Origin of the sequence: Pseudomonas sp. A-RE-19 (assembly GCF_019956555.1) — a bacterium.
Lineage (GTDB): Bacteria > Pseudomonadota > Gammaproteobacteria > Pseudomonadales > Pseudomonadaceae > Aquipseudomonas.
Map to the genome: position 1 here is coordinate 1 of NZ_JAHBDQ010000005.1, position 17,242 is coordinate 17,242.

Sequence of the window (17,242 nt, forward strand, 5' to 3'; positions counted from 1 at the left end):
ATGAGTTTGCAGCAACCGACGCTGAGTTCGATTTGATCACAAGCTACTTTCGGACACCCGAGGAGCAGGAGGGGCTCCAGATTAAAATTCACCGTCTCTGACGGCCAGTAATCGCCAAGGTAATGAGGTATCTGGAAGGTCTGCTATTGGCCGGAAGCGGGCAGTCATCTATCTTGTGTCACCAACGTGTGATGCATGCGGCAGGTTGGATGAGGTCCCTTCTAGGTTGGCTCTGGTTCATTGCTGCTTTGGGAATATCAGCTTGCCGTGAACAGTACAGATCAACCTCTGATCATTCACGACAAAGTGCGATAGATTTTCTGGGTTCTGCGTGCCAATGAAGAAAGCGTAAGTGCGCCGAGCATCCTTCGTCTTCTTCGCCGCCATATTCTCGCGGCGAGCGATTTCCAACTCATTATCGAGCCGTGTTCGGGCTGTCTGCGACCATCGGGTCCTTTGCACGACGATACAGTATGGCGTCAGTCGCTTTTCATGCCATTCCCCTGCGTTGAGGGGAACGACCAGTCCTTCTGTTGCCTCATAGGCCTGTTGCCAAGCTAACTCGGCGTAAAAGATACGTTGCCGTGGCAAAACCTCAATGCCCTCGGAGCGCAGCCTTTTGAAAACCATCTGGTAGGTCGAGGTTTGGATGCCATCAATATGCAGTGGCAGATGTCGGTCATATGGAAACTCCATAAACGCTCTGCAAATCGGGCGGATGCTGTTTGCGGGACGCCGACTGACCGGTCTTTGTCGCGTTTCGCCGCTGGAAGCTATTGTGCGGCTGCCGCCTTTTGACTGAGTTCCGTCTTGCATTACCTGGCCGTTAACAATAGCCCGAGTATCGACCAATTGTAGGCTAGAAGGCGAAAGCCCTGGGCCAGTTTCTAGCTCCCTCGCGACGCTGCCTTTCTTTCCCCGTGAGCGAAGGTCGTCTTCACCGACTACGTCGCAGCTGGATGTATGGGATGCCTTCGCGAAGAAGTGTGCTCGCAGAAGGTTTTCTAAACGGTATGAGCGCGGAAAGACTTGAATGCCGCATTCATGTCCATGGCAGGTGTAGCCGTACGTATCCACGCATTCAAGTAGCTTGAGGTCCTCGGCTTCGACGATTTCCAAGGTGAAGCGGTCGCGGGCTGCGTCCATCAATCGTAACGTCCTTTGGCTTTTGAGAGCGCCCTAGGCTACGCGATGCCGCCAGCGTTTTCGATAATGGCGGCGGGCGTTTACGACTTAGCTTGAGCCCAAGCCGAGTTGCTGCCCCGTTGAGGGCTTAGTCTGAACGGTGAAAATAGCAGGATTCCATAAAGCCCTAGCCGGATGACTATCGTGTTTGCATCGCTTTCTTTAGCTTCACGTCCTTAGCTGTGATTGGGAAACGGCGATGACGCGCGCCAGCTCGCGGCTTCCAGAGCACGTTGCTCTATTGGCTGTTTCTGGCCGTCCTCGGACAATAATCAAAGCGGACTCCGGCCACGGATCGTAATCGACCCTACCCCTTGCGGGTAATTCGTGACTCGGCGCAGGGTCGTATACGGCAGGGCGTGCCTGATTGGTTGTTTATCCGTATCTCGCCATCGGGCAACGCAACTAGGGCAGTTGGTGCTGCTCGATATAGCCATTGGGTAGGGGGAGGTCAAAAGTCTGGAGTCTTCGCCCGAAGGACCGATCCCTGCCCGTTTCAATCATTAATTCGTAGTTTTTTAGGAAATCGCCGTCTTGGGCGATTTTGGGGAATGCTGGGAGGTGCTGCGTCAAAAGTATTAGCGTTCGCAGTATCGGCCCCGCGCCCTATTTTTTCATATCTTCAAAACTTGCATTCCTAACCACCATCCCATACGGGGAGAGTAATGATGATCACAAGCGTCACCGGACGACGGCAAAACGGGGGGAGGGCGTCGGCACGATAGGCGACCGGCTGGAGGCGGAGAAGATAAGGGTACTTCCCGGTTTAGGTATACGTTTAGGTATACGTACTGAGATTGATGATAGATAAATCCAGTAAAATAGCGGCCTTTAGACGGTATGTTCGATTCCGGCTTCGGCACCATGAATATCAAGGGCTTGCATGACATATCTCATGCAAGCCCTTATTTCTTTGCTCCGCAAAAACCAATCTCTGCTCCGCAATCCGCTGCCACTGGTCATTTTGTGGGCGTGACTTTCATCCCTTTGCTCATTCGGATGTACTGGCTCGGCTATCAACATCCCCATCATGCTTTACAACAACCCGGGAACCAGCGGCACTGACCTGTCGGTCGACCTTATTCTGCGGATTTTGAGGTAAGTGAAGAGTGTCACCATGGTCAAAGAGAGTACCGGTGACATTCAGCGCATGCACCGTCTTTACCAGGCTACCGGCGGCAAAGTTGCCATCTTTAACGGTTGCAATCCTCTTGCTCTTGAGGTGCTCGTTGCCGGCGCTATCGGCTGGTGCACCTCAGCTCCAAATCTGATACCTGAGCTGAACCTGGCACTTTGGGATGCTGTTCAGAATGGCGATTTGGAAGAGGCCCGTACTCTCTTCTACCGCCAGTACGAACTACTGGACTACATCACTCTCTTTCACCGTAAGTGCCCGCCCAACACACCTTGCGTGGTTAAACGGGGTGTCCACTTATGGGGAAACTGCTTATGCGAGTTTCCCCGCACACGGCTCAGCCTCTGCAAAGGCGTGAATGGCTTCGAAGTGGCTGAGAGTAAGTGGCCCACCATGATCAGTCAGAGCCCCTTAACATAAGGGGCTCCATACGCCGGATCCGTCTGGCAAGGTCATCTGGCCTACATTGAAAAGCCGAGATATGGTGTGCACTTGGATCATGGGGGTGATCAAAAAATCACGCGGTACGACGCTGTTCGAGCATTAAGCGTACCGCGAGCCCCGCCAGCACAAACTCCATAAAGTTGCGCTGCACCGTCAGCCACAATGGGTTGTGGACGAACCACGCGGCTATCCCGGAGGCGAACAGCGCGATCAGCAGGTTGACCGAAAAGCTTACGCTGATCTGGGTCAGGCCGAGGACGATACTCTGGGTAAACACTGAGCCGTGCTCGGGGTTGATGAACTGCGGAAACACTGACAGGTAGAACACCGCGATTTTCGGGTTCAGGGCGCTGGTGAGAAAACCCATCAGGATCAGTTTCTTCGACGAGTCCGCTGGCAGTTGCTGGGCCTCGAACGGCGAGCGGGCCCCAGGTTTGAGCGCTTGCCAGGCGAGCCACCCCAGGTACAGCGCACCGGTCCATTTAAGCACTTCATAAGCCATTGGTACGGCGAGGAACACTGCCGTCAAACCTGCGGCAGCGGCAAACAGATGCACGAAGAAACCCGCCACCACCCCCAGCAAAGAGGTGATGCCAGCCCTGCGGCCCAGGCGTGAGTACCATGAGCAGCGCGGCGGCAACGAACATGATTAAGTCTTGAATGGGAATCATGGGGCATCCCTTTGTCCTCTGGAGCTTAGCTCGATGGCGATAGCTCGGGGTAAAAGAATTAACGATAGACAGGATGACGGCGGCAGAGCGCCACCACCTGTTCGCGCACGTGGTGCCCGACCTTCTCGCTGTGACCGTTTTCCAGGGCGTCCAGTACGTCGCACAACCAGCCCGCCAGCTGTTCGCATTCGGACTCGCCGAAACCTCGGGTGGTGATGGCTGGGGTACCGATGCGCAACCCAGAAGTTACGAACGGTGAGCGCGGGTCGTTGGGCACCGAGTTTTTGTTGGCGGTGATGTAGGCGTTGCTCAGGGCCGCATCGGCTTCCTTGCCGGTGTAAGGCCTGTTGGACAGGTCGATCAGCATCATGTGGTTATCGGTGCCACCGGAGACGATCTTGTAACCCCTCCGTTGCAGCACGGCCGCCATGGCCCGCGCGTTGATCACTACCTGCGCCTGATAGGTTTTGAACTCGGGCGCCAGTGCTTCCTTGAAGGCGATGGCCTTGGCGGCGATCTGGTGCATCAGTGGGCCGCCCTGGACACCCGGGAATACCGCAGAGTCGAGCTTTTTGTAGAACGCTTCGTCTTGCCCCTTGGACAAAATCAAGCCACCCCGTGGGCCCCGCAGGGTCTTGTGAGTGGTGCTGGTGACCACGTGGGCGTGCGGCAATGGGTCCGGGTATTCGCCGGCAGCGACCAGGCCTGCAACGTGGGCCATGTCGACCCAGAAAATAGCCCCGACCTTTTCGGCAATGGCCCGCATGCGCGCCCAGTCTTTGTGCCGGGAGTAGGCAGAAAAACCACCGATCAGCATCTTCGGTCGAGTTTCCAGGGCGATGCGCTCCATCTCGTCGTAGTCGAGAAAACCCGTCTTCGGGTCAAGGCCATAAGGGACAATCTTGTAATGACGGCCCGAGAAGTTTGAAGGGTTACCGTGGGTCAGGTGGCCACCTTGGGCCAGGTTCATGCCCATCACCGTGTCGCCGGGACTGATCAATGCCAGGAATACCGCGGCGTTCGCCTGGGCACCCGCATGCGGCTGCACGTTGGCGTAGTCGCAGTTGAACAGGGCCTTGACCCGTTCGATGGCTAGGCGCTCGGCCACATCGACATACTCACAGCCACTGTAGTAGCGCTTGCCTGGATAGCCTTCGGCGTATTTATTGGTGAGCACGGTGCTCTGGATTTTCATCACCAGAGGGCTGGCGTAATTTTCGGAAGCGATCAGTTCGACGTGGTCTTCCTGACGATGTTCTTCGTTATGAATCGCCTCATACAGCTCGGCGTCGAATGCTTTAAGGGTCAGCGTTGAGTCGTACATGATGGAGGGGTCCTTGGTTGAGAAAGTAAGCCGGTTTAAGAGAAGAGCCGAGTAACACGCGCTGCGATGTCGTCGATCTGCGAGTCCTCACAGATCAACGGCGGCAGCAGTCGGAGGGTGGTGCCGCGAGTAACCGTTATCAGTAGGCGTTGTTCGTCCAGCGCCATGTTGGTGGTGTGCAGTAACTGGGTCGCTTGCTCGGCAATGGCAGCGGCAATTTCGGGGTTGGCATGCCCAAGGCTGGTCACCGCCACACCGGCGATTGCATCCAGGTATTCGACCCCGTGTTTGTCCCACAGAGATGCTCCTTGGCCTCGAATGAAGGAGACCGGCTGGCGGGCATAGGTGTGCATGAGGTACGAGAGTGCAGAGGGCATCGCCTGACTTCCTGTAAAGGGTGAATCAAGATGTTGGGGTGTTGTCAGTGGCGACTAATCATCACTTCCCGGACGAACATCCGCGGTCGGCCAGTAGTAGGCATCCGGCATGGCACGTGCACCGAAGATGGCCTGACCGACACGCACCACGGTGGCCCCCTCTTCAATGGCGACTTCGAAATCACCGGACATGCCCATAGACAATTCCTCCAGCCCGACGCCCGCCGGGGCGTGCTGGCGTAAGCGCTCGCGCAGTTCGCGCAGCCGTACAAAGCAAGGACGGATACGGACCACGTCGGCCGAAAACAGCGCCAGTGTCATCAACCCACGCACCCGTAACGCCGGGAACGCCGGCAGGGCATTCAAAAAGTCCGCGACGGCTTCGGGCGCCAAGCCGTATTTGCTGGCTTCGCCGGAGGTATTGACCTGAACGAACACATCCAGCTGGCGCCCCTCGATGTGCAGGCGACGATCCAGGGTCTCGGCCACTCGCAAGCTGTCCAGCGCCTGAAACTCACTGGCAAAACGCGCCACCTGCTTGGCCTTGTTGGTTTGCAGGTGGCCGATAACCGACCATTGCAGGTCGGCCAGGTCGGTCATGGCCTGCCATTTGCGCTGCGCTTCCTGCACCTTGTTCTCACCGAGTAGACGGCAGCCAGCGGCGTAGGCCAGACGCAGATGAGCTTCGTCAAAGGTTTTGCTGACCGGCAGCAGGCGCACACTCGCCGGATCACGTCCGACCCGCTGACAGGCATTGGCGATTCGCTGCTGCACGGCTGCCAGGTTGCGGCGAAAATCCTCGACGCTGGTGGCCTGTGGGTAACGGCCATGACGCTCGTGCAGGGTGACGGTTTCTTCCAATTGATCGAGCATCAGTGGGTGGCTCCTTTGGTCGTCACAACAGCGTCGGCAGCCGGAATGACCACCGTCTCGCGACGCGGTAAGCGGCCATTGAGTAAGGCGTAGGCCGCCAGACCGATCAGCAACCCCCAGAACGCCCCACCAATCCCCAGCAAGGTGATGTTCGCGGCGGACGCCAGAAAGGTGATCAGCGAGGCTTCGCGGGTTTTGACGTCAGCCATGGCGCTGGCCAGGCTGGCGCCGATTGTGCCGAGCAGGGCCAGCCCGGCCAGCGTCGTAATGAAGGTGGCCGGTAACGCCATGAACACTGCTGCGAGGGTCACCCCGAAAATCCCTACGAGAATGTAGAACAGTCCCGCGGCAACACCGGCGATCCAGCGCTTGGACGGATCCTCCGAGGCTTCTTTGCCGGTGCAGATGGCCGCCGTGATGGCCGCGATATTGAAGGCGTGAGAACCGAAGGGCGCCATTAGCAAGGAGCCCAGCCCTGTGACAGTCAGGATAGGATTAGCGCTGGTGCTGAAGCCATCGTTGCGCAGCACCAGCATGCCCGGCATGTACTGGCCGGTGAGGGTGATCAGGAACAGCGGCAGCGCCACGCTGAGCAGCGCATTGATCGAAAACTCAGGTCGGGTGAATACCGGTGCCGCGAATTGCAGCGCCAACCCCGAAAGATCCACACGGCCCTGCGTCAGAAGAAACGCCAGCCCCAGCACCAGAATGCCCACCACCGCATAGCGGGCGGTAAAACGCTTGAGCACAACGTAAATGGCAATCAGCAACCCGACCAACATTGGGTCAAGACTCATGCCACCAAATGCGCCGATACCGAACTGCAACAAGATGCCGGCCAGCAGGCCCGCAGCCACACCCGGCGGAATCAGACGGATGACTTTTTCGAAGCAACCGGACAAACCCAGCAGCACGAAGGCGGCGGCTGAAATGATGTACGCACCCACCGCCTCGGCGTAGGGCGTGGTGGACAACGCGACGACCAAAAAAGCCGCGGCGGGTGTCGACCAGGCGGTAATGATCGGCTCACGGCTCACCCAACTGAGAAACAGCCCGGTAATACCCACGCCAATCGACACCGACCATACCCATGACGCCGTCATCTCGGGGCTGAGCCCGGCCACTTTGGCGGCCTGAAAAACCAGGATGAATGTGCCGCCATAGTTGACGATGACTGAAATCAGCCCGGCGACAATCGGATGCAGAAGATCGCGTAAACGCAAGGGCGATGGGGATGCTGAAGAAGACATGATTGCTTTGCTCCTTGCAAAATGAGGTGTTTGCCCCGGGTGAGGGGATTTATAGCGCTGAAATGGCATGTTTTGCCCTTACACTTTCTCGTAGAAGGCCAGACCACTTACCAGGCCGCTTTCTGTGACTGAAAAGCGATACCTGCCTCAGCCATATACGCGGGCAAAATTCTTCATGAAGTCGGTCAATGCCTCGACCGCCTGCAGCGTGACCGCGTTATAGAGGCTGGCTCGTAGCCCGCCGACCGAGGCGTGCCCCTTCAGCCCGTTGAACCCGGCCTGTTCGGCCAGTTGCACAAAAGTCTTTTCCAGCGCCGCATCGGCGAGCACGAATGGCACGTTATTGATCGAACGAAACGGCAGTTGCACGCTGTTGCGGTAAAACCCGTCACTGTCGTCGAGGGTGCGATACAGCAACGCGGCCTTGGCCTGGTTAAGCCGGTGAAGGGCTTCGAGGCCGCCGCTGCGTTTAATCCATTTGAGCGTCAGGCCGGTGAGGTACCAAGGAAAGGTTGCCGGGGTGTTGAGCATCGACTGAGCGTCGGTGATGCGCGCGTAGTTGAGTATGTCGGGGGTGAACGCCTGCGCGGTATCCAGCAACGCCGAGTCAACGATGACCACTGTCAGCCCGGCCACTCCCATGTTCTTTTGCGCGGCGGCATACACAAGGCCATGTTTGGCCACGTCAATCGGCTTGGAAAGCAGACTTGAACAGGCGTCGCACACCAAAGGCGCCAAACCATCAGGCGCGTCGACGAATTGCACGCCGTGTACGGTTTCGTTCTCGGTGTAGTGCAGGTAGGCGGCGTTCGGGTTGAGGTCCCAGTCCGAGACGACGGGGATGCGATCAAAGCCAGACTCTTTGCCGCTGGCGACGATGCGAACGTCGCAGTAGCGCCGGGCGGCCTCAATGGCTTTGCCTGACCAGAGGCCGGTATGCAGATAATCGGCCGTGCGTTTATTGCCCAACAGGTTCATCGGCACCTGGGCAAACTGCAGCGAGGCGCCTCCTTGCAGGAAGAGCACCTTGTACGCGCTGGGTACCTGCAGAATGTCCCGCAGGTCGCGTTCGGTCTGGTAGGCAACCTCCATGAATACTTCGCAGCGATGGCTGATCTCCATCACTGACATGCCCGTGCCTGCGAAGTCAAAAAACTCCTCGTGCGCCTGGGTAAGTACTTCCATCGGCAACGCCGTCGGGCCTGCGCTGAAGTTGTGTGACCTGGCCATAGCTGAGTAACCTCTGTGCAAAATCGCTCGCAACTCGCGTGCTCACCACGCACAAAGGCAGTGGTGAGGAGTGAATTCTACGGATAGACTGGCCTGCCTTTGCAGGCCAATTTATTAAAGTAAGGCAGACCACATGGCGAAAGCGTTCGAGCTGGAAACGCTGAAAATGCGCCTCAACGATGCTGAGTTTCAGTTGCTGGATCTGCACCAACGGATTCAGCGCGCACTGCGTGCATTAATCCTCGATGGCGCCCTTGACCCCGGTTTGAAGCTGCCCGCGACCCGGGTCCTGGCCAAGTCACTCGGGATCGCCCGCGACACCGTGGAGAACGCCTATGTGCAACTGCACCGGGACGGTTTTATCGTGCGACGCGAGGGGGCCGGCAGTTATGTCTGCGAAACGGTGGGCACCGAATTGCGCGGTGCGGCACGCCGCCGCATCAAGGCGCAAGAGGTCAAAAGCAGCCAGGCGGCACCGGGGGCGGGCTTGAGCCAGCGCGGGCGGATGATCTTCGACAGTGGCGGCGTGAACGATCAGCAGGTGATCAAGGCGTTTGCGACCGGCCTGCCGGAAACCCGCACGTTCCCCACCGATGTATGGGAGCGCCTGCAACGTCGGGTCATGAAGGACTATCGCGCCAATGTGCTGTTGCATGGCGACCCGCAAGGAGCCGAGCCGTTGCGCAAGGCCATCGCCACCTACTTGAACCTCGAGCGCGGGGCCAAATGCTCTCCCGACCAGATCATGGTGCTGAGCAGCACTCGCCAAGCCCTCTTTCTGTGTGCGCAGTTGCTGGTGGACGCCGGCAAACCGATTCTGCTGGAAAACCCGGGTTACTATGGCGCCAAGAAAGCCTTTGAAACCGCCGAGACCAAGGTCTTGCCCATCGATGTCGATGAACTGGGCATACGCACCGACCTGCTGTACGCCGACCGCAGCGGCGCCAATTGCGTCTATGTCACGCCGTCTCATCAATACCCCACCGGCGCGACCTTGCCGCTGGAGCGTCGTCTTGAGTTGATCAACTGGGCAGCGCAGAAGGGCAAGTGGGTCATCGAAGATGACTACGACAGCGAGTTTCACTACGACGGGCAGCCGACCGCCTGTGTACAGGGCCTGGACAAGTACCAGCGTACGCTCTACATCGGCACCTTCAGCAAGACCCTCTACCCTGGGTTGCGAATGGGCTACATGGTACTGCCCCACGAGTTGATCAAAGCCTTCACCTACGCGCGCAGCATGATGGACGGCCACACGCCACAAATCCTGCAACTGACCCTGGCGCGCTTCATGGAGGACGGCCATTACAACGCCCATGTCCGGGCCATGCGCAAGCTGTATGCCGGGCGCCGTTCCGTCATGCTTGAAGCGATCGGCAAGCATTTGGACGGCATCGTTACCGCCTTGCGTCCTCCCGGCGGACTACAAATTCCCTGCCTGCTGCACGATGGCTGGTCTGAGGAAAAAACCATCCGCCAAGCGGCCAGCGCGGGCGTACAGCTTTCCGGCCTGAGCCGGTTGTACGCCAGCGAGGAGAAGAAACAAGGCTGGCTATTGGGTTACTCGTCTTTGACCGCTTACGAAATCGAAGCGGCCATGCTGCGCCTGGCCACGGCACTGAAAACCCGGTAGGGCAATGTCTGGCAGCCAGTAGCCCGGTGTCTGGTCCTGAAATAGGTTTACACCTGTTTCAGAACCAGACACCGGTAGGTGGCTAGAGAGATCTCGTTGCACAACCGTTCGCTACTTCTCCGTCCATTTCCCACCACCGGTTTCGCAATCGATCCTGGCTTGCGGCAGGTTCTCGACGCTGTAGTAATAAGTGATGATCTGGGCGTTGTCGGGGATGTTCAGCGGCTTGCTGTTCTTGTCCTTGCTGATGGACTGGGGGTTGGCCAGTGCTTCTGGCGTCAACGTGCCCAGGCAAGTGGCCCGATAGCGATCGGTGCATTGTTCGACTTTTTTCTTGGTGTTGGTCAGCATCTCCTTGCTCTCGTTGCTGCAGGACCAATCGATGGCGTCCACTGGCATGCCTTCGTACTCATAGCAGCTGTGTGTTTCGATCACGGGAACTGAAGGGCTTTAGGATCGGGTTTTGACGTCGCACCCTTGCGCCATCACCCACATGGGGCAGAGGCTGACGATCAGAAGCAGAAGTAGTCTGTTCATTTCCTCTCCTGTAGTCCCGTGTGGGGGATCAAGGCGTCAGCTACACAAATGGCTGACCAGTAAAACCACGCGGCAATCTTTGCAAGCCGGGCATTTCGATCAACCGTTGGGTCCAGGCTGCGCGCCAGTCACTGACGGTGTGGGCGACTTTTGCCTTGCGTGCGGCTCGGCGTGCGGCATTGCGCTCGGCTTTGCGTGCTTCTTTGAACGCATCGGTATTGCGGCAGCTTCTGCATTTCACGCGGGTCAGTATTTGGCTTGAAGTCAGGTTGCTGCCTTTATGCCCGCAGGCCAGGTGCCCGCCGACTTTGAAGTGAGTGACCATGAGACATCTCCTTCCTGATGTGTAAACGTTCGACATCCGGCGGGCGAGGGCGTTCGTTCGCAGTGCAGCAGGCAAAAAAAAGGCCCGCATGCGGGCGGGCCAGGGGACTTCTTGAAAGGAGTGGGTCCACTGTAGGAGAGCAGTTGTGAAGGCGGTGTGAAATAGGCGAACAAAAAAAAGCCCGGCAAACCTGGCCGGGTTGGGGTGTAGCACATGGCAGGCAGGCAAGAGCCTGGTGACGATGATGTCACCGTTCAGGTGTCCAGAATCAGGCTCAATCCCTGGCTCGAGTACCTGGGTCGACTCATTTGAACCGAGGCAGCGGCGGCTCGACAGGTTTGAGTGCAGACAGCGCGCTGCGAATCTGCGGCGTGTCTTTCTCGATGTCGTTCAGACGATCGCGAATCCTGAGGGCTGTCGGATGCCCCCCTTGATGATCGACCCAATCGGCGATTTCCTTGCACGCAGCGGCAAGGCGCGCCTGACGGGAGTCAAGCAGGGTGAGCAGGGTGGTGATGGACTCTTTCTCGGACATGACAAACACCTCCGTTCAAAGAAATCGGGTAAAGGGCAACAAAAAGCCCGCGGGGGAGCGAGCTTTCTGCCGATGGGTCGCTGATCCTTCAGCTCCTTCAAGTATAGACCCGGTCAGTAAAAGAGGTCGGCTTCAGGCCAGTTGGGACGGCAGCGACGAGCTGGCCGCGTTAAGCCTGCGACACTCGCGCTCGGCATCCTCTTCAAGATCGAAGCCGTCACCGATGAAGCCGCGCGTACGGGTATCGGTAATGCGATACCAGATGGCAGCGTCAGGGGGTGGGTGACCGGTTTCTCCGGCCCGACGGCCATGAATAATGATCTTGTTGCAAGGTTTCACAACGAAAATGTCTTCCATGGCGTCACCGAAGCTATTCGTATTCAGATCAAGCATAGAAGCCCCTTGCGATCATGCAAAAAACAGACAGGTCAGTTCGTCGGTTAAGCGCACGCTGGAAGACTGCTCACGATGTTTCAGTCGTCTCGATAAGCTTCCAGAAGGACAGCCAGCGCGACTTATTCGGCCCTGAGCCTTTTACGTCCCCTCGATCGAGGCAATTGGGCCAAAGCCCCCTGCATAAATCCATCGACGACCGCCGGGTGGTTTTGCCCGGGGATTTCCAGGCAGCGCTTGGCAGGTCGGGCCGCAGAACCTCGGGTAACGCGGTATCTGGCATGGCGGGCAATCCTGGGCGACGAATCATGGGGCGTTAAGCCATTGACCGCGCACTGTTGCCGGGGTGCCGACAGATTCAGGCCAGCACCGCCACCGCCTTGATCTGCGCCCAGAGTTGCTGGCCGGGGTACACGCCTAACTGATCCCGGGAATAGCGAGTGATCCGCGCCAACAGCGGTGTACCGGCCGCGTTCAGGCGGATCAGCACGTGGGCGGCGTTATCGGCGCCGATTTCACTGATCACCGTGACCGGCAAGCGATTGAGGATGCTGCTTTGCTCGACGCCTTGCAGGCTCAGGCTGACATCCCGCGCCTGGACCTTGCAGCGCAGTGCCTGGCCTTCAGCCATCGGCGAATGGGCGACTCGAATGCTCAGGTCCGTGTCGGGCAGCTGCAAGGTCAACAATTGGTAGTCGGCGTCATAGGCGCGGACGTGCCCTTCGATCACCACGCCGGCGTCGTCGCCCAGCGCCAGTGGCAGATCGAGTCGGGCCAGGGTTTCGCCAATGGGGCCGCTGGCCAGGGCCTTGCCGTTGCTGAGCAGGACGAGGTGGTCGGCGAGCCGCGCCACTTCATCCTGAGAATGGCTGACGTACAGCACGGGGATGTCCAGCTCATCGTGCAGCCGTTGCAGGTACGGCAGGATTTCGTTTTTGCGCTGGGTATCGAGTGCCGCCAGCGGTTCGTCCATCAGCAATAGCTTCGGGCTGGTAAGCAGGGCGCGAGCGATGCCGATCCGCTGACGCTCGCCACCTGAAAGATTGTGTGGATCACGGTCGAGCAAATGGCCAATCCCCAGCAGCTCGGTGGCATGGGCCATGTCGACCCGCCGCTGTTGGCGAGGAATGCGCTTGAGGCCGAACTCAAGGTTGGCCCGCACCGACAAATGCGCAAACAGACTGGCTTCCTGGAAAACGTAACCCAAGGCGCGTTTATGCGGCGGGAGGAAAATCCGCTTGTCGCTGTCTTGCCAGACTTCATCGTTGACTTGAATAAAACCCTGCTCGGCCTGTTCCAGGCCGGCAATGCAGCGCAGGCAGGTGGTCTTGCCCGAGCCGGAATGACCGTACAGCGCCGTCACTCCGCGGCCGGGCAGTTGCAGGTCCAGATCCAGGGAGAATCCCGAATAATTCAGTTTCAAGCGCGTATGAATCATTGGTCAACCCCAGCCCGTTTTGGTTTTACGGCTGGAGTAGAGCGCCAGCAACACCGCAAAGGAGAACACCAGCATCACCCCGGCCAGCCAATGAGCCTGGGCATATTCCATGGCTTCGACGTGATCGTAGATCTGCACCGAGACCACGCGGGTCTTGTCGGGAATGTTGCCGCCGATCATCAGCACCACGCCGAACTCGCCGACGGTATGGGCGAAACCGAGAATGGCCGCGGTGATGAAACCGGGGCGGGCCAGCGGCACGATCACGCTGAAGAACGTGTCCCAGGGATTGGCGCGCAAGGTCGCAGCCACTTCCAGCGGGCGAATGCCAATGGCGGAAAAAGCATTTTGCAGCGGCTGCACCACAAACGGCATCGAGTACAGCACCGAGCCGATCACCAGCCCCGCAAAACTGAAGGTCAGGGTGCCGAGGCCCAGCGACTGAGTGAACTGGCCGAGCCATCCATTCGGACCGAGCGCCAGCAACAAGTAAAAGCCAATCACCGTGGGTGGCAGCACCAGGGGCAGGGCGACGATCGCCCCGACCGGGCCGCGCAACCAGGAACGGGTACGCGACAGCCATAACGCAATCGGAGTGCCAATGATCAGCAGGATGACCGTGGTCAGGGACGCCAGTTTCAGGGTCAGCCAGATGGCGGAATAATCGGCACTCGATAGCGTCATTTAGAGTTGGTAACCGTAGGATTTGATCACAGCGGCGGCTTTCGGACCTTTGAGGTAGTCGACCAGCGCCTTGGCGGCCGGGTTGTCCTTGCCCTTGGTGAGAATCACCGCGTCTTGTTTGATGGGGTCGTGCATCTCGGCCGGAACGATCCACGCCGAACCGCTGGTGACTTTGCCGTCTTTGTAGATTTGCGACAAGGCCACAAAACCGATTTCGGCATTGCCGGTGGAGACGAATTGGTAGGCTTGGGTAATGTTCTGACCTTCAACGAGTTTGTCTTTGACCTTGTCGGTCAGGCCCTGCCTGGCCAGTACCTGAGTAGCGGCCAGGCCATACGGGGCGGCTTTCGGGTTGGCGATGGACAGGTGTTGATACTGGTTGTCGCTCAACACCTTGCCCTTGGCGTCGACGTAACCGTCCTTGGCCGACCACAACGCCAGGGTGCCGATGGCGTAGGTGAAGCGCGAGCCTTTGACCGTATCGCCTTCGGCTTCAAGTTTTTGTGGGGTGGTGTCGTCTGCCGAGAGGAACACTTCAAAGGGTGCGCCGTTCTTGATCTGCGTGTAGAACTGGCCGGTTGCGCCGTACGCGGCCACCAGTTTATGCCCGGTGTCTTTCTCGAAATCGGCCGCGATGGCCTGGATCGGCGCGGTGAAGTTAGCGGCGACGGCGACCTGGACTTCGTCCGCCTGTGCGGACCCGAAAGCGAACACAGTGAACAGGCACGCGGGGGCAAATCGTGAGGCACGAATGATCATGAAGCGGCTCCATGGCAGGCGAGTGAAACGCTATATAGCGGAATATATAGCGAATTGCCTGTAAACGGAACTTGCTGGATATAGGGAGCATGGTTGGCACTGAATGCTGCTAAGTGCGGAACCTGTGGGAGCGGGCTTGCTCGCGAAGACGACGGTACAGTCAACGTTGATGCCGCCTGATACACCGCCTTCGCGAGCAAGCCCGCTCCCACAGGTTTTGTGCCTAGTGAGTCAGTTTGATCAGCGCCTCATCCGCCAAACGCCGTGTCAGCTCTGCCGTGGTCAGTTCAATGCCCAGGGTGAATGCCTGTCCGGCCCAAAGGTTACTGAAATCCGCTTCCCCTTTGGCCCGCAGCGGCATCAACGCACCGCCCGCCAGGGGGAAGGCCGGTGCTTTGGCGCTCATCGGTCCCAGTTCACGCATCACCCGATTGAGAATCCCGCGTGCCGGGCGCCCGGTGAAAATGTTGGTGACCGCCGTCTCGCTTTCCTTCGCCGTGCGCAATGCCTTGTGGTGAGAAGCGCTGACCTTGGCCTCCGGCGTGAACAAATAAGCCGTGCCCACCTGAGCTGCCGAGGCGCCCAGCAGGAAAGCCGCCGCGACACCCCGTGCATCACCAATCCCCCCCGCCGCAATCACCGGCACCTTCACCGCATCGACGATCTGCGGCACGAGGGCAAAGGTCCCCACCTGGCTGCTCAGGTCATCACTGAGGAACATCCCCCGATGACCGCCGGCCTCATAGCCCATGGCGATGATTGCATCGCAACCATGCTGCTCCAGCCAGATGGCTTCTTCGACTGTCGTCGCCGAGGAGAGAATTTTCGCCCCGGTGGCTTTTACCCGATCCAGCAGGGTCTTTTCCGGCAGGCCGAAGTGGAAACTCACCACTTCGGGACGAAACTCCTCGACCACTTCGCAGGTGGCATTATCGAACGGTGCGCGGTTGGACACCGGCGTTGGTGCGTCGAAATCGACGCCCAGTTCCCGGTAGTACGGTTCCAGCAAATTCTTCCAGTCCCGGGCGCGTTGCTCATCGGGCAGTGGAGGCTGGTGGCAGAAAAAGTTGACGTTGAACGGGCGCTGAGTGTGTTGGCGAATCGTCTTCAGTTCTTCGCGCAATTGCTCGATGCTCAGCATCGCGGCAGGCATCGAACCCAGGCCACCGGCATTGCTTGCCGCAATCACCATGGCCGAATTCGTCGCGCCGGCCATAGGAGCCTGGATGATCGGCAGTTCGATCCCGAGCAGGTCAAGAATGCGGGTGTCTGGCCATTGGCTCATGTGCGGTGTTCTCCGGGCGTCGAAACAGGGCAGGGACGATAGAACAGAATTTGTATCAGTAATGATTGGCGCAAGGCCAGCCGAGTTTTGAAGATTGGCTTAAAGTCGGCTACGGCGATGTGTTCCCATGTGTTATTTCAACAGCACGACAACTGAGCGATTCCATCGGGAGGCAGTGATGTTCAAAGGTATTTTGATCGACAAAGACGACAGCGGTTACCGGGCCACCCTGCAAGAGATCAATGACGATCAGTTGCCTGAAGGCGATGTGACGGTGCGCGTGGCGTACAGCACGCTGAACTTCAAGGATGGCCTGGCGATCACCGGCAGCAGTCCGGTGGTGCGCAAATTCCCGATGGTGCCGGGGATCGATCTGGCGGGCACTGTCGAAGTCAGCAGTCATCCGGACTACAAGGTCGGTGATCAAGTCCTGCTCAATGGCTGGGGTGTGGGTGAAGGACATTGGGGCGGACTGGCGCAAAAAGCTCGCCTGAATGGCGACTGGCTGATCCCGCTGCCCAAAGCATTCACCGCCGCGCAAGCGATGGCCATCGGTACGGCCGGTTACACGGCGATGCTGAGCATCCTGGCGCTGGAGCACAATGGCGTGAAACCCGAGCAGGGCGAAGTGCTGGTGACGGGTGCCAATGGCGGTGTAGGCAGTTTCGCCATCGCGCTGCTGAGCAAACTCGGTTATCGCGTGGTGGCCTCCACCGGCCGCACCTCCGAACACGACTACCTCAAGCAATTGGGCGCCAGCGAAATCATCGATCGCGCCGCGTTGTCCGAGCCGGGCAAACCGTTGGCCAAGGAGCGTTGGGCGGCGGTGATCGACTCGGTTGGCAGTCACACACTGGCCAACGCCTGTGCCAGCACCCGCGCCAACGGCACCGTCGCTGCATGCGGGCTGGCCCAGGGCATGGATTTTCCGGCCTCCGTTGCGCCATTCATTTTGCGCGGTGTCACCCTGGCCGGCATCAACAGCGTGACCCAGCCCAAAGCCAAGCGGATACTGGCCTGGAATCGCCTGGCCGAGCATCTGGATTTCGCCTTGCTGCCGCTGATCAGCCACGAAATCGGCTTGAGCGAAGCCATCGACGCTGCGCCGCTCTTGCTCGCCGGCCAATTACGTGGTCGGGTGGTGGTTGACGTCAATCGTTGATC

Annotated in this window: 14 protein-coding genes and 5 pseudogenes; 4 read left to right on the top strand and 15 right to left on the bottom strand. The window is 58.7% G+C overall.

Annotated elements, in window-relative coordinates; genetic code table 11:
• Window positions 1-101: pseudogene (locus KGB14_RS03840) on the top strand (ATP-binding protein); the annotation flags it as partial.
• A gap of 136 nt (window positions 102-237) precedes the next feature.
• Here the strand turns inward: KGB14_RS03840 and KGB14_RS03845 are convergent.
• A complete protein-coding gene (locus tag KGB14_RS03845) occupies window positions 238-1,146 on the bottom strand; it encodes a hypothetical protein (protein WP_223484168.1) in 909 nt (302 codons plus the stop codon).
• A 1,045-nt stretch (window positions 1,147-2,191) separates the two neighbouring features.
• On the opposite strand from KGB14_RS03845, the pseudogene KGB14_RS03850 reads away from it, so the two are divergent.
• Window positions 2,192-2,626 (top strand): annotated as a pseudogene (locus KGB14_RS03850) (dihydrodipicolinate synthase family protein); the annotation flags it as partial.
• A 211-nt stretch (window positions 2,627-2,837) separates the two neighbouring features.
• Here the strand turns inward: KGB14_RS03850 and KGB14_RS03855 are convergent.
• From KGB14_RS03855 to serC, 6 genes and pseudogenes are all read right to left on the bottom strand, one after another.
• A pseudogene (locus tag KGB14_RS03855) lies at window positions 2,838-3,435 on the bottom strand (LysE family translocator).
• Window positions 3,436-3,493: 58 nt separating this feature from the next.
• Window positions 3,494-4,759, bottom strand: a complete 1,266-nt coding sequence (gene glyA / locus KGB14_RS03860) for a serine hydroxymethyltransferase (protein ID WP_223484169.1) — start codon at window positions 4,757-4,759, stop codon at window positions 3,494-3,496.
• Between the two features lie 164 nt (window positions 4,760-4,923).
• A pseudogene (locus KGB14_RS28625) lies at window positions 4,924-5,136 on the bottom strand (aminotransferase class III-fold pyridoxal phosphate-dependent enzyme); the annotation flags it as partial.
• 54 nt (window positions 5,137-5,190) lie between these two features.
• Window positions 5,191-6,009 carry a YggS family pyridoxal phosphate-dependent enzyme gene (locus KGB14_RS03870; protein WP_223484170.1) on the bottom strand — a complete coding sequence of 273 codons (819 nt, stop codon included), beginning with the start codon at window positions 6,007-6,009 and terminating at the stop codon, window positions 5,191-5,193.
• On the bottom strand, window positions 6,009-7,259 hold the full coding sequence (locus KGB14_RS03875) for a benzoate/H(+) symporter BenE family transporter (protein WP_223484171.1): 1,251 nt from the start codon (window positions 7,257-7,259) through the stop codon (window positions 6,009-6,011). Before KGB14_RS03875 ends, KGB14_RS03870 begins: the two co-directional genes overlap by 1 nt.
• A gap of 147 nt (window positions 7,260-7,406) precedes the next feature.
• Window positions 7,407-8,489: a 3-phosphoserine/phosphohydroxythreonine transaminase gene (gene serC, locus KGB14_RS03880; RefSeq protein ID WP_223484172.1), complete on the bottom strand. Its 1,083-nt coding sequence runs from the start codon at window positions 8,487-8,489 to the stop codon at window positions 7,407-7,409.
• 133 nt (window positions 8,490-8,622) lie between these two features.
• Between serC and KGB14_RS03885 the strand changes: the two genes are divergently transcribed.
• Complete coding sequence (locus KGB14_RS03885) at window positions 8,623-10,122, top strand: PLP-dependent aminotransferase family protein (protein WP_223484173.1); 1,500 nt, start codon at window positions 8,623-8,625, stop codon at window positions 10,120-10,122.
• Window positions 10,123-10,233: 111 nt separating this feature from the next.
• On the opposite strand, the pseudogene KGB14_RS03890 reads toward KGB14_RS03885, so the two are convergent.
• From KGB14_RS03890 to KGB14_RS03925, 8 genes and pseudogenes are all read right to left on the bottom strand, one after another.
• Window positions 10,234-10,659, bottom strand: a pseudogene (locus tag KGB14_RS03890) (hypothetical protein).
• 40 nt (window positions 10,660-10,699) lie between these two features.
• A complete protein-coding gene (locus KGB14_RS03895; RefSeq protein WP_223484174.1) occupies window positions 10,700-10,984 on the bottom strand; it encodes a hypothetical protein in 285 nt (94 codons plus the stop codon).
• Between the two features lie 304 nt (window positions 10,985-11,288).
• Entirely contained in the window at window positions 11,289-11,519 is a 231-nt protein-coding gene (locus tag KGB14_RS03900) for a hypothetical protein (RefSeq protein WP_223484175.1), read from the bottom strand.
• Between the two features lie 132 nt (window positions 11,520-11,651).
• Window positions 11,652-11,912, bottom strand: coding sequence for a hypothetical protein (locus KGB14_RS03905; RefSeq protein WP_223484176.1), 261 nt, complete (start codon window positions 11,910-11,912; stop codon window positions 11,652-11,654).
• Between the two features lie 358 nt (window positions 11,913-12,270).
• Window positions 12,271-13,350 (bottom strand): molybdenum ABC transporter ATP-binding protein, encoded by a 1,080-nt coding sequence (gene modC, locus KGB14_RS03910; protein ID WP_223484177.1) that lies wholly within the window; start codon window positions 13,348-13,350, stop codon window positions 12,271-12,273.
• Window positions 13,351-13,353: 3 nt separating this feature from the next.
• On the bottom strand, window positions 13,354-14,034 hold the full coding sequence (gene modB, locus KGB14_RS03915; RefSeq protein ID WP_223484178.1) for a molybdate ABC transporter permease subunit: 681 nt from the start codon (window positions 14,032-14,034) through the stop codon (window positions 13,354-13,356).
• Complete coding sequence (modA, locus tag KGB14_RS03920; protein ID WP_223484179.1) at window positions 14,035-14,793, bottom strand: molybdate ABC transporter substrate-binding protein; 759 nt, start codon at window positions 14,791-14,793, stop codon at window positions 14,035-14,037.
• Between the two features lie 223 nt (window positions 14,794-15,016).
• Window positions 15,017-16,078 (bottom strand): NAD(P)H-dependent flavin oxidoreductase, encoded by a 1,062-nt coding sequence (locus tag KGB14_RS03925; RefSeq protein ID WP_223484180.1) that lies wholly within the window; start codon window positions 16,076-16,078, stop codon window positions 15,017-15,019.
• Between the two features lie 178 nt (window positions 16,079-16,256).
• On the opposite strand from KGB14_RS03925, the gene KGB14_RS03930 reads away from it, so the two are divergent.
• Window positions 16,257-17,240, top strand: a complete 984-nt coding sequence (locus KGB14_RS03930) for an MDR family oxidoreductase (protein ID WP_223484181.1) — start codon at window positions 16,257-16,259, stop codon at window positions 17,238-17,240.
• The last annotated feature ends 2 nt before the right edge of the window (window positions 17,241-17,242 follow it).

Bases quoted from the DNA above. Each gene is read 5' to 3' on its own strand.
- KGB14_RS03870 (WP_223484170.1), bottom strand. From the start codon at position 6,009: ATGCTCGATCAATTGGAAGAAACCGTCACCCTGCACGAGCGTCATGGC.
- KGB14_RS03905 (WP_223484176.1), bottom strand. From the start codon at position 11,912: ATGCTTGATCTGAATACGAATAGCTTCGGTGACGCCATGGAAGACATT.
- glyA (WP_223484169.1), bottom strand. From the start codon at position 4,759: ATGTACGACTCAACGCTGACCCTTAAAGCATTCGACGCCGAGCTGTAT.
- KGB14_RS03895 (WP_223484174.1), bottom strand. From the start codon at position 10,984: ATGGTCACTCACTTCAAAGTCGGCGGGCACCTGGCCTGCGGGCATAAA.
- serC (WP_223484172.1), bottom strand. From the start codon at position 8,489: ATGGCCAGGTCACACAACTTCAGCGCAGGCCCGACGGCGTTGCCGATG.
- KGB14_RS03845 (WP_223484168.1), bottom strand. From the start codon at position 1,146: ATGGACGCAGCCCGCGACCGCTTCACCTTGGAAATCGTCGAAGCCGAG.
- modC (WP_223484177.1), bottom strand. From the start codon at position 13,350: ATGATTCATACGCGCTTGAAACTGAATTATTCGGGATTCTCCCTGGAT.
- KGB14_RS03930 (WP_223484181.1), top strand. From the start codon at position 16,257: ATGTTCAAAGGTATTTTGATCGACAAAGACGACAGCGGTTACCGGGCC.
- modB (WP_223484178.1), bottom strand. From the start codon at position 14,034: ATGACGCTATCGAGTGCCGATTATTCCGCCATCTGGCTGACCCTGAAA.
- KGB14_RS03885 (WP_223484173.1), top strand. From the start codon at position 8,623: ATGGCGAAAGCGTTCGAGCTGGAAACGCTGAAAATGCGCCTCAACGAT.
- KGB14_RS03900 (WP_223484175.1), bottom strand. From the start codon at position 11,519: ATGTCCGAGAAAGAGTCCATCACCACCCTGCTCACCCTGCTTGACTCC.
- KGB14_RS03925 (WP_223484180.1), bottom strand. From the start codon at position 16,078: ATGAGCCAATGGCCAGACACCCGCATTCTTGACCTGCTCGGGATCGAA.
- KGB14_RS03875 (WP_223484171.1), bottom strand. From the start codon at position 7,259: ATGTCTTCTTCAGCATCCCCATCGCCCTTGCGTTTACGCGATCTTCTG.
- modA (WP_223484179.1), bottom strand. From the start codon at position 14,793: ATGATCATTCGTGCCTCACGATTTGCCCCCGCGTGCCTGTTCACTGTG.